This is a genomic window from Methanobrevibacter millerae (assembly GCF_900103415.1).
GTDB lineage: Archaea > Methanobacteriota > Methanobacteria > Methanobacteriales > Methanobacteriaceae > Methanocatella > Methanocatella millerae.
The window spans coordinates 1-10,631 of sequence record NZ_FMXB01000034.1 but is presented as its reverse complement, the minus strand read 5'-3'; the positions used below and the strand labels follow the sequence as shown (position 1 = coordinate 10,631).

Here is a 10,631-nt window from a genome sequence, read left to right as displayed (position 1 = left end):
TATACCTGGTCTCGTTTCGATCCCAGTAGTGAAGTCCTTTTGCGTTTTGTTTGTGTACTATGGTTTTCTATGGGAATTTCATTTCGCTGCAAGCTCATTATATTCATAATTACTTTTAAATATCATTTTTTATAAAATTATTATTGTCATATCATTTATTGACCAATATTTAATTTGATTTTTTATGAAAAGAAGTGTTTAGCTTGTTGTGATTAAAAATTATTAAATATTGGATAGGCTGCCCGTTTCGAGGGTTACTCGAGGAGCTAAGGGTAATCTAGCAATGATTCAAGAGAGTTAGTATACGGGCAAAATCCATTGTAAATAATTTGAGCATTATTTGACTTATTAACGATTAATATTGAGTTTTTTCTTTATTAACTTAATATTACTTATTTTATTATTTTATTAGGAGCAATATGTTCACATTTTTAAAAAATAAGTCTTTTTTTAAGGAATTAATTTTGTCTTTTTTAGCAGGTATTTATATTTTGTATAGTTTTTTCAGTATTTGACTTTATATGGGGTGAGGAGTAATATTTATATAATAGTTATGAATATATATTCATAATACCTGAAGACACATTTTGGGGGAGAGTTATGGTAAGGCCTAAGAGAATGAGAAGAGTGGTTACATGTCATAGGCATGAGTTGAAAAAAAATCTAAATCCCATCGAACTGTCTGTGGATGAGTTCGAAGCAATCAGATTTAAAGATTATCATGATATTAAGCAAACGGAATCTGCTGAGTTCATGGGGATTTCACAATCAACATTTCACAGGATTCTAAATTCTGCAAGAAATAAGCTCGCTACATCTCTAATTGAAGGCAGACCAATAGTTATTGTCAAAGGTGATACGATGATTGATCCAAATAAATATTTGTGCGAAGATTGTGGGTTTCAATGGTCAAATCCAGAAAAGGAATATGAAGAATGTCCTGACTGCAAATCAACAAACATTCGTAAATTAAACGCAAATAACAGAAGAAAACAAATGTCAAATGACACATGCAGTTGCCCTAATTGCGGTTACACAGAACCAAAAATCAGGGGAGTTCCATGCAGAACCAAAACATGCCCTGAATGTGGTTCACCACTTCAGGGAAGAGGATTATGCAATATTTAAAAGATGGAGATGATTTAAATGGCTGATAATTTAGAATATGTCTGTAAAGAATGCGGTTTCAATTGGATAACCTTGAATGGCGAACACGAAATGTGTCCAAAATGTCACAGCACAACCATTGAATATGTTGGTGAAGTAAAAGATTTGGATATTGATTCAATACTAAATCACAACAAAAGAATGGGAGGATGCTGCGGATCTGCACGTGGAAGAGGGCCGTTAACTTGTGGAAAACCATACCCTGACCATCATGACTCAAATATCCCACATGACCCTGAAAAATGTTGCGGACATAGAGTATGCTAAAAAACATACTCATTTTTCATTATTTTGGAGGTTAAAAATGGCTGACATTAAAATAGACACCAACAAATGTGATAACTGTGGAGACTGCACGGATGTCTGCCCTATGGAAGTCCTGATTCTTAAAGAGGGTGAATTGACCATCAATGAACCGGATGAATGCAGTTACTGCGAAACCTGTGTGGATCTTTGTCCTAACGAATGCATCACAATTGATTGAAATTTAAATCAATTCTTTTTTTATCAATTTTTTAATAATTAAACATTTACTAATCATTCATTAGCTTTTTATAATATGTGTTTGTTTGGTATAATGCTCCTATGGGATTGTGTGCGAGCACTTTGTCTTTTGTTACAAGTGTTGTGCACAGTGCATCTGAGTATTTATAAAATAGGCTGTCATGTCCTACACATAATCCAATTATCACGTTAAGGTCTGTTTTTTCCTTGTTCAGTATTTTGGCCTGGAGTATTGGGTTGCACATTACATTTCCAGTCACGGCTGTTTTTTCTTCATCAAGCCCGGTTATCTCTGTTTTTTTCATTGCCCCTACTTTACATGCTACAGAATAAACTTCAAAGTCGTGTTTTGCCAGAATTTCTGCGAAAGTTCTGCTCTCTTCCATTAGTCCCACACATGCGGCTAGTCCTATTTTATTCATTTTTAGTCTTTTGGCAAATTCTATGATTTCTTCCACTCTTGTGTATTTGCAGTAGAATTCATCTTCTATTTCTGCGGATATTCGCGATATTTCCTTGTTGTTGTCTTCATTGTACAGTTTTTCAATTTCTTGTATTTCATCACTTGTCAATTCTTTTGTTGGGCAGAATTTAGGATATTGCAGGTCTTGGTGTTTGCAGTTTATAATTCTGCAATCGGCACATGAATAGTTTTTCATCTTATTTCCTCGGGGATAATTTTTTCTTATTTTATTACTTTCTTATTTTTCATAAATATTTTTAGCGAAAAAAATTAAAATAATTTAGAGAATCAATATTTGGCCTCAGAAACTTCTTTTTACCACATCACTATTATTGTCGGGTATTTCAATGAAAACTATTTGAAAGTAGTGCATCATATAAATTATTATGGAACTAATTGAATTGCAAGATGAAGATCTGTCTAAATTTAAAATGTTGCTGCAAGAATCATTCCAATATGGCTATGAAAATGTTTATGGTAAATGTGAAGAATTAATCTTGCCCGAAAAAGACATTGATGAATGCTTGAAAAAAGAAAACAGCAATGCATATGTAATGAAAAATGATGATTCCATTTTAGGGGGAGTGATTGTTGAAACAAATGAAAAAACCCAACACAACCACTTGGATTTCTTATTCGTAAGCACATCCAGTCAAAACAAAGGCATCGGACAAAAGATATGGGAAGAAATAGAAACTTTATATCCAAATACAAAAATATGGGAAACCTGCACACCATACTTTGATAAAAGAAATATCCATTTTTACGTAAACAAATTAGGTTTTCATATAGTGGAATTTTTAAATGAAAAGAATCCTGAACCTGATTGGGATAAAGACCATCCAATGAGGGATGAGGAAATGTTTAGATTTGAAAAGGTAATGAAATAAGATATTACTTTCAATTATAACTCTATTGGAAGGTCTAATGTTTCCAATTTAAAAGATTCAAACAAAACATTATGTGTTTTTGCACAAAGTCACACTTCAACAATATTTATTATTAATGAAGTTTATATTTTATAATAAAATTAGGAATAGGAGGAGATTTATTTGCAAGAAAGTAACGAATTAGATTCAACATGCGGAATTTCTGATGAAGAGCTTACAGAAAGATTTAAAGCATCTATTAAAATAGATCAAGATATTTGTAAAATTAAAGGACTTCCTATTGCTGGTTATGATGATGAACTTGATTGTCCTTACATAGAATATCCTGATGGGAAAAGAGAGTATGTTAAAGAATAAGAAAAGACTTCCTGAAGTCATTGTTTTTGCAGGTCCGAATGGAAGTGGCAAAACCACTATAACCCGTATGGCAAAGACTATTGGTGTTTATATCAATGCCGACGATATTAAAAAATCAAATTCCTGCAGTGATTTGGAAGCGGCTGTTAAAGCTGAAGAACTTCGGGAGTTAATGGTGAAAAAATGTGAAGATTTCACATTTGAAACTGTACTTTCTACTGATAGGAATCTTAAATTGCTTCAAAAGGCTAAGGAAAAAGGATATTTTTTAAGATGCATTTATGTTTTAACGTCTGATTATAGAATCAATGTCACTCGAGTAAACATCCGTGAATCTATGGGTGGGCATAGCGTTCCTGAAGATAAAATCAAATCAAGATACTTCAAAGCATTGGATTTGATTCCTAAATTAATCGAGCTTTGTGATATTGTTCATATTTATGACAACACTAATGTTCCATTCAGAATATTTAAGAAAAGAAAAGATGAGTATTATCACTGGGAGAACAAATATTGGAAGTATTCTGATATTGAAAAACTAACTGAAATTCATGAATATGAAAATTAATCCTTCACGAAAGTTTTTAAGTTATAATTTTTTCTCAAATTACTTTTTTTGTTAAATATGAATTAGATTATATATGATATAATTTAATATTGTACTGTAGGAGCTAAAAGTAATAAATATTTTGTATAATATACGGGCAACAAAAATTTAAAATGATTTTTGGAGTTTATATGATTCATTAAACTTTAATATTTATTTTTACTTTTTTTAAATTAATATAACTTACTTAATTGTTGAATTAATTGTTATTATTTCTTATTTTTATAAAAAAAGTTTTATCAGTAATAATTTTTGAGTCCATTTTGTCTTTTTTTTGGGAGGGATAATGTATTTTTTTGGTATATATTCTTGTTGAATATCTCTTAAAAAGTATATTCTTTTCTCTAATATAGACATTAACAATATAATATTTGGTTAAAATGAAAATGTTTCATAAGATAACATTTGATTTAACATATTTGCTAGTTGGTGATTAATATATTTTTTGGTTGATGATTAATTTTTTAAAATTCATCATATTACTTATTTGGTGATTTAAACAGTTTTAATTAAAAATAAAAAATTTATGATGGTTGATGATTAAGGTTGTTGATTCATGTTTTATTAAAGATTTTATTTTAATAGGTATTTTGTATTTCTGCCGTTTCCCCTACTTTCTATTAATTCCTTATCTTTTAATTTTTTAATAATCTTATAGCTGGCTTGAGGGGTAATGTTTAACATCTCCTGGATATCTTTATTTTGAATATGACCTTTTTCTTCGAGAAGTGTTAATACAGAGATTTCATTTGGAGTTAATTGAATGGTATTGTCATATTTTGATGTGATTTCAGCTAATTTTAACACTTCTGATTTAACTTTATTTATTGAGTATAATACTCCTCCACAGAAATATTCCAGCCAATTTGTTAAATCATGGTTTTTATCGGCACTGTGTAGTGCATCAACATAAGCCTGTCTGTCTTGATTGTAATATTCGTCTAAAGTGAAGTAGTTATTGATATTAAATTTGTGAACTGATAAAATCAATGTTGCCATAAGTCTGCTGGTACGTCCATTTCCATCAACAAATGGGTGGATACGTACTAATTCATAATGAAGAATTCCAGCGATAATGACTGGGTACATTTCATCTGCCGAATTGTTTAGCCAATCTAATAAATTATCTACTAAACCTGGTACTTTATAAGCATCTGGAGGCATATAATTTATTTCCTGAGTATGTAGATTACCAATAAATACGCGAGTATCTCTAAATTTGCCCTCATATTCAGGATTGCGCAATAAATCTTTAGTCAAATCTTTATGTACTGATAAAATTGTGTCGCAAGTAATAATTTCATCCGAATATTGATCTAAATGATTTAATACATTGAAATAATTTAATACTTCCTGTTCTGCTTTAGTAGTTGGTTCTTGATTGTTTTTGATTAATGTTTCTACTTCATCTAAATTTAAAGGATTCCCCTCAATTGATGTTGAATAATGTGAAGATCTAATGAGAGCCTCCTGTTTTAATTGGGTATCATATAAGGGAATTATTTTTGCATTGCTGATAACTTCTTTAGCTGAAGCGATTTCTGCAATATAATTCACGATTTTATCGGTATATGTAAATTGAGGTTCAAACATATTATCAACTTATTTTTCTTAATTACTACTATGTATGTGGTTGATGATTAACATATTTTTTGGTTGATGATTAATTTTTTAAAATTCTTTAAATTGCTTATTTTATGATAAAAACAATTTTGATTAATAATAAAAAATGTATGATGGTTGATGATTAAGGTTGATGATTACAATTTTATGAAAAAATTTTTCTTAATTTTCTTTGAGAATTTGGTAAGTAAATAATTATTCTTGTGATTATCCTTTGTTAATAAAGTTTTACGGGCAATAAAATTTTTACAGATTTAAAACGTTTTATTTTATTTTTAAACTCTATATTTATAGTTTTAAAAACTTTTAGGTATTATTATTAATTTTAAACCTTTATAAATAAAAGTAATATTAACATTAACATTAACGATTCAATATTTGGAACTTGAATTCCTTTACCCGGTGATATATATGCAGAGATTGAAACAGAACCCACATTAACAACCGGAGATGTTAATGTGAATGCCCATGCCGGAAATTAAATCTTGTGAGCAACTACTGATTTAAATTGACATTAACTATTATGTAGATAATAGCGATATTGACACAACCATTTAAGATATTTATTTAACCAATGAAAATTAATTAAATTAATAGGTGAATTACATGCCAAAGAAATATGCTTTAGCACCATGTAATGGTATGAGTCCAAATGGATTAGTATCCCGTGTTGCAACAGGAGATTGTAAAAAAGAGAATGAAAATGTGATTTCAATATGTATGGGTTCAACATCAGCAGATATTGAAGGAACTAATGATGAAATGCTTAAAAAATTTCCAATAATATCCATTTGCGGGTGTCAGGGAAATTGTGTCACTAAAATACTTGAAAATCGTGGAATTGATATTTATAAAACAATTAACGTTGAAGAAATATTAAAAGATGAAAAAGTATCTGCTAAAGACCCTTTCCGTTTAGATAACGAATCAGAACAATGTGTCGAAATCATTAAAAAAGAATTAAATAAAATAGTAACTGAATAATTTTCTATTTTTTATAAAATTAATTCTTGGGCAATCTTTACTGCAGATTCAACCATTTTTGGACAGATTTCTTTGAAGAGATTGTTATCAATTGCATATTTAATCCCTTCTTCAGTTCGAATGTCACAATCAAGTAAATCTCGGCAAATATATGATCCATTTTCTTTTTCAAAACTATCTAAGAATTTCACACACATTTCATCGCTTTTACTTTTATTTTCACCATATCTCAAACCTAATGCCATTATAGCACCAGTGCAAGCTCCACAAACTTCTCCTTTACGCATACCGCCCCCAAATGACATGCTGATTTTAAATGCCTGTTCTCTTGAAAGTCCAAACTCTTCACAAAATACCCCTAAGACAGCTTGTGAACACACATAACCATCTTCAAATAATTGTACTGCTTCTTCTACATAATTCATGATATTAAATATCTTTTTGTTAAGTATATAAATTTTAATGGACAACCCAGTTTAATATATTCCAGACCAGAGCAACCTTGCCATACCTGTGTTATAAGCGAGCCAATTCATCCAAGCCGACCCTGTGCCGACCAGATGGAGGTGTGTGCGGGAGGGCGGTGAATAGAATTGGGAGCAATACTAAGGTGTGGAAACGACTCTTGTTGATAGGTTCCGTAAATCTGTAATCAATGAGTTAGTTTAATTATATTTTCCATTATGTTCCGTCCGAGCGTAAGCGAAAGGCCATACTATTTGCATAACGATAATGGTTTTGTCAAGCTTGAGGAACGGGGGCTTGTCCCCCTATTCAGGTTTTAGTTTTGAAGTAGATGGATTTGTCAAATTTAAGAACGGGCCATTTATCGGTCGGTTCGAGGGTTAAGTTTTTTAAACTTGATTAAGATATTTAAGGGAAAGCGCCACATAAAACACTTCCCCAATGAATAACGAGTTTTTCCTACATATCAAAAATTTAGCTCCGGTAAAAAGCAATAAACACCATCATAGCTATATTCTGGTTCTGTTAAAACTTATATCTTTCAAAATCAAATAAAAGTAATAAAAATATATATGCTTCTTAGTTGAATATTATAATTTGAGAGCTAAAAGCAGTAAATATTTTGTATAGTATACGGGCAAAATCCTTTTTAATTAGTTCTCCAGTTAGTAATCTTTTTATTAAATGTCAAATATATTCAATAGTATGTTTGAAACAGTTTTTTATTTTCCGTGGGAAGTTTCTCTGATAATATTCCTGCAAAGTTCCCTTCCAGGTTTCGTATTTGGATTTTTTGAAATTATAGCGGATGTCATTACTAAGAATGTCCTTGCATTGTTATTCATTTTAATCTATTTGGCATACAACAAGGATTGGGGTAAATTCACATTGCTTTCGTTGGGTGTGGCTGGTGTGTGCTGCGAATTTGTCAAGGTGACCGTTGCACGTTTAAGGCCATATGCTGCTGTTGATACAATCAAGTGCATTCGTGCCAATGTACCTGATCAAAATCCTCTTGACTTTAAAATCCAGGGATATTCACTTCCAAGCGGACATACGATGATGGCAACCAACCTGTTTTTGGCAATTCCGATATACGTCAGGAATATTCAATATATAGTTATTGGATTGGTTGGAGTTTTGATTGTTGCTCTTTCAAGGGTCGGATTAGGCGTTCACTTTCCGACTGATACTATTGTGGGGTTCATCATTGCTTTGGCGATAATATTGATATTGTCTCGTATTTACGACAAGATTGAAAATAGGGCATATCTCTATTTGACTATTATCGCTTTGTCTTTGGCTGGTGTATTGTTCTGTCCTGAAATAAGTTATATTAAGTATGTAGCATTGGCTTTGGGAATTTCATTAGGTTTTCTTGTTGAGGAAAAATATGTTAACTTCGAAAATCCTAAAAGCAGAAGGGATGCAATAGTCAGGATTGCTGGAGCAGTCATATTGTTTATATTGCTTTTTGTCTTAATCCCGAAATTTGCAGGCAATACCGACCTGGTTAAATGTATTGTGCATTCTCTATGTACTTTCATAATGCTTGCCATATATCCTTTAGCTTTTAAAAAGATTGATAGGGATGGATGACTTGTTTTAAATCGATATTTGGTGGAATATGTGTATAATAGGGATATTATGAATAATATGATTAATTTTGAAGGAATAGAAATTGAACAAGAATTATTGGAAAGAACAAATCCTATATTTAACACTGCCAGAATGACTCTTTTTCAATTGGCTGCTGCAGGTCATGATGATGCCAAGGATGTAGTTCAAAAGTTGAATCTTACTCGGGAAGATACACAAGATAGTAAAACAGTTAAGGCCGATGAAGATGACCTTTTCATTAACAGTGTGGTTATGGAAGTAAGATATTTTACTAATGGAAAAATAGCTAAAGAATCAGGTTTTACTGAAGTTGACTTGCCATGTGGTTTCACACCTAGAGCCATTGAATTTGCAAAAAGTGGCAAGAAATTTGTTGGAATGGATCTTCCCGCAACCATTAATGAAGTTGAACCGGCTATTATGTCACTTCTAGATGAAGAACAGAAAAAACTTGTTAATTTCGAGGGTGTAGATGCAACTAATTATCAATCGCTTAAGTCTGCATTTGATAAGATTGAGGGGGAGGTATGTATAACAACAGAAGGACTCCTGATGTATCTTACAGATTCCGAGATGGATGTCCTGTGTGACAATATTAAAAAGATTCTTGCAGAGCATGGTGGATATTGGATTACCCTTGACCCTGAGATGCCTTTTCTCTACCTTTTGATAGTAAAATCCTTCTATGGGGAGCGAACACGGGAGATTATGTGGCAGTCTAAGTATAGAATAGATGACAAATCTGATGTAAATGCTATAGAAAATACAATAACCATTAGCGTCCGAGGTGATGTTCAGGAAAATATGAAGAATGCAATGAATTATATTAAATCCAAGGGATTTAAGTTGGAGAGGCTTCCATATGCTGACCATGTGCCTGAGTTTAAAAGTTTAGAAAATGCAAATCCTAAGATTGTAGCTCAGATTAGGGAAGGTTTTAAGAGAATATGTATCTGGAAGATTACAGTTGATGAATCAGTTAATGTTGACATTTCTGATGTCGGGGCAGAGTCATTTAATGCGGATGCATCAATTGATGGTGACAGGCTTAATTTGGTTTTGTCTGGAAATCTTGATACATTGAGTGCACCTGAGCTTCTTGCTAATTATGAGAAGATTAAGAAAGATAATACTCTCAACAGTGTGTTTATTGACTGTTCTAAACTAGAATATGTGTCCTCTGCAGGGCTGCGTGTTCTTCTTATTATGCAAAATGACTGTGAGGATGGGGTTATAATGAAGTCATGTAATGAAACTGTTATTGGAGATTTATCAAATACTGATATAGAAATACTATAAGAGCAAAAAGTACATTATATTTTGTATAGTATACGGGCAACAGAAATTCATATAATTTTAGGGTTATGGAGATTAATAACCATTAATATTAATTTAATTGTATATTTACTTAATATTAAATGTTAAATAGTATAATTGAGTATAGCATGTATTTTTAAAAAAGAATTATTTTCACTGAATTTTTTAGCTTATTTTCAGAGAGTATTAATGGTTTGTATAGTTTTTCCAATGCCATAAACTTTAGATAACTTTTTATTTTATTTTTTTATTTTCTTCTTAAATCATTTAATTATATTTTAAAATCCATTATATATAAAAATATGATTTTTAAGGACTTTGTCAATAATTTAGATTATTGATAGTTTTTCTTATTTTTCTTATTTTCATAGCAAAATAGTCTTTATTTTTGATTTTAAGCCAGTAAATGGTTGTTTTTCGTGTAGGTTTTTGGTGGTCTTTTGAATGTGAAATCGTAATTTTTATTTAATTTGAATGGTAAAAATTACTTTGAACATCAGGTTTTTTGTATTTTTCTGTAGTTTTATGAAAAACTTGTTGTTTTGGATACGGCGTACAGTCTATCTTTATGATGGATTATTGAGCTTTTTCTTACATTCTTCGCTCAATATGCTGTGTTTTTTAGATTAATTAA

At 31.0% G+C, this 10,631-nt stretch carries 12 protein-coding genes; 9 read left to right on the top strand and 3 right to left on the bottom strand.

Annotated elements, in window-relative coordinates:
- The first annotated feature begins 600 nt into the window (after positions 1-600).
- From F3G70_RS11720 to F3G70_RS11710, 3 genes are read left to right on the top strand one after another with little or no spacing between them, the layout of a single operon-like run.
- Complete coding sequence (locus F3G70_RS11720) at positions 601-1,128, top strand: DUF134 domain-containing protein (RefSeq protein ID WP_149732888.1); 528 nt, start codon at positions 601-603, stop codon at positions 1,126-1,128.
- 18 nt (positions 1,129-1,146) lie between these two features.
- A complete protein-coding gene (locus tag F3G70_RS11715) occupies positions 1,147-1,434 on the top strand; it encodes a DNA-binding protein (protein WP_149732887.1) in 288 nt (95 codons plus the stop codon).
- 37 nt (positions 1,435-1,471) lie between these two features.
- The gene (locus F3G70_RS11710; RefSeq protein ID WP_149732886.1) at positions 1,472-1,651 is read left to right on the top strand and encodes a 4Fe-4S binding protein; all 180 of its coding nucleotides are present in this window, start codon (positions 1,472-1,474) and stop codon (positions 1,649-1,651) included.
- A gap of 49 nt (positions 1,652-1,700) precedes the next feature.
- On the opposite strand, the gene F3G70_RS11705 is transcribed toward F3G70_RS11710, so the two are convergent.
- On the bottom strand, positions 1,701-2,330 hold the full coding sequence (locus F3G70_RS11705) for a DUF1847 domain-containing protein (RefSeq protein ID WP_149732885.1): 630 nt from the start codon (positions 2,328-2,330) through the stop codon (positions 1,701-1,703).
- Between the two features lie 190 nt (positions 2,331-2,520).
- On the opposite strand from F3G70_RS11705, the gene F3G70_RS11700 reads away from it, so the two are divergent.
- The 3 genes from F3G70_RS11700 (at position 2,521) to F3G70_RS11690 (ending at position 3,949) form a co-directional block, all read left to right on the top strand.
- A complete protein-coding gene (locus tag F3G70_RS11700) occupies positions 2,521-3,024 on the top strand; it encodes a GNAT family N-acetyltransferase (RefSeq protein WP_149732884.1) in 504 nt (167 codons plus the stop codon).
- Positions 3,025-3,186: 162 nt separating this feature from the next.
- On the top strand, positions 3,187-3,381 hold the full coding sequence (locus tag F3G70_RS11695) for a hypothetical protein (RefSeq protein ID WP_058738613.1): 195 nt from the start codon (positions 3,187-3,189) through the stop codon (positions 3,379-3,381).
- Positions 3,368-3,949, top strand: a complete 582-nt coding sequence (locus F3G70_RS11690; RefSeq protein WP_149732883.1) for a zeta toxin family protein — start codon at positions 3,368-3,370, stop codon at positions 3,947-3,949. Before F3G70_RS11695 ends, F3G70_RS11690 begins: the two co-directional genes overlap by 14 nt.
- A gap of 612 nt (positions 3,950-4,561) precedes the next feature.
- Here the strand turns inward: F3G70_RS11690 and F3G70_RS11685 are convergent.
- Entirely contained in the window at positions 4,562-5,581 is a 1,020-nt protein-coding gene (locus tag F3G70_RS11685) for a Fic family protein (RefSeq protein WP_149732882.1), read from the bottom strand.
- A 636-nt stretch (positions 5,582-6,217) separates the two neighbouring features.
- On the opposite strand from F3G70_RS11685, the gene F3G70_RS11680 reads away from it, so the two are divergent.
- On the top strand, positions 6,218-6,595 hold the full coding sequence (locus tag F3G70_RS11680) for a putative zinc-binding protein (RefSeq protein WP_149732881.1): 378 nt from the start codon (positions 6,218-6,220) through the stop codon (positions 6,593-6,595).
- 11 nt (positions 6,596-6,606) lie between these two features.
- Here the strand turns inward: F3G70_RS11680 and F3G70_RS11675 are convergent, their stop codons facing one another.
- Complete coding sequence (locus tag F3G70_RS11675; RefSeq protein WP_149732880.1) at positions 6,607-7,020, bottom strand: C-GCAxxG-C-C family protein; 414 nt, start codon at positions 7,018-7,020, stop codon at positions 6,607-6,609.
- Positions 7,021-7,765: 745 nt separating this feature from the next.
- Here F3G70_RS11675 and F3G70_RS11670 point away from each other — a divergent pair.
- Together F3G70_RS11670 and F3G70_RS12360 are read left to right on the top strand one after the other, a co-directional pair.
- Positions 7,766-8,659, top strand: coding sequence for a phosphatase PAP2 family protein (locus F3G70_RS11670; protein WP_188118187.1), 894 nt, complete (start codon positions 7,766-7,768; stop codon positions 8,657-8,659).
- 48 nt (positions 8,660-8,707) lie between these two features.
- Positions 8,708-9,979, top strand: coding sequence for an STAS domain-containing protein (locus F3G70_RS12360; RefSeq protein WP_223166093.1), 1,272 nt, complete (start codon positions 8,708-8,710; stop codon positions 9,977-9,979).
- The last annotated feature ends 652 nt before the right edge of the window (positions 9,980-10,631 follow it).

Bases quoted from the DNA above. Each gene is read 5' to 3' on its own strand.
- F3G70_RS11715 (WP_149732887.1), top strand. From the start codon at position 1,147: ATGGCTGATAATTTAGAATATGTCTGTAAAGAATGCGGTTTCAATTGG.
- F3G70_RS11685 (WP_149732882.1), bottom strand. From the start codon at position 5,581: ATGTTTGAACCTCAATTTACATATACCGATAAAATCGTGAATTATATT.
- F3G70_RS11700 (WP_149732884.1), top strand. From the start codon at position 2,521: ATGGAACTAATTGAATTGCAAGATGAAGATCTGTCTAAATTTAAAATG.
- F3G70_RS11670 (WP_188118187.1), top strand. From the start codon at position 7,766: ATGTTTGAAACAGTTTTTTATTTTCCGTGGGAAGTTTCTCTGATAATA.
- F3G70_RS11710 (WP_149732886.1), top strand. From the start codon at position 1,472: ATGGCTGACATTAAAATAGACACCAACAAATGTGATAACTGTGGAGAC.
- F3G70_RS11690 (WP_149732883.1), top strand. From the start codon at position 3,368: ATGTTAAAGAATAAGAAAAGACTTCCTGAAGTCATTGTTTTTGCAGGT.
- F3G70_RS11675 (WP_149732880.1), bottom strand. From the start codon at position 7,020: ATGAATTATGTAGAAGAAGCAGTACAATTATTTGAAGATGGTTATGTG.
- F3G70_RS11705 (WP_149732885.1), bottom strand. From the start codon at position 2,330: ATGAAAAACTATTCATGTGCCGATTGCAGAATTATAAACTGCAAACAC.
- F3G70_RS12360 (WP_223166093.1), top strand. From the start codon at position 8,708: ATGAATAATATGATTAATTTTGAAGGAATAGAAATTGAACAAGAATTA.
- F3G70_RS11720 (WP_149732888.1), top strand. From the start codon at position 601: ATGGTAAGGCCTAAGAGAATGAGAAGAGTGGTTACATGTCATAGGCAT.
- F3G70_RS11680 (WP_149732881.1), top strand. From the start codon at position 6,218: ATGCCAAAGAAATATGCTTTAGCACCATGTAATGGTATGAGTCCAAAT.